A 239-nucleotide genomic window follows, 5' to 3' on the forward strand; every position below is an offset into this window, starting at 1 on the left:
GGTAAAGTACCAGCATTATTTGCCACGATTATCTATGCCTTGCCACCGCTTATTCGTTTGACGACATTGGGTATAACGCAAGTCAATCATGAAATGATCGAAGCGGGGCGCTCGTTCGGTAGCACCCATTTTCAGCTACTCATTTGGATCAAGTTACCACAAGCATTGCCCAGTATTATGGCGGGCATCAATCAGGCAGTAATGATGTCGCTTGCCATGGTCGTACTGGCGTCTATGAT

At 46.9% G+C, this 239-nt stretch carries 1 protein-coding gene; it reads left to right on the forward strand.

Annotated elements, in window-relative coordinates; genetic code table 11:
• A partial coding sequence (locus AAEY99_RS21685) for an ABC transporter permease subunit (RefSeq protein ID WP_351012025.1) occupies positions 1 to 239 on the forward strand: 239 nt, incomplete at both ends.

The organism is Shewanella sp. S1-58-MNA-CIBAN-0166, assembly GCF_040310085.1.
Taxonomy (GTDB): domain Bacteria; phylum Pseudomonadota; class Gammaproteobacteria; order Enterobacterales; family Shewanellaceae; genus Shewanella.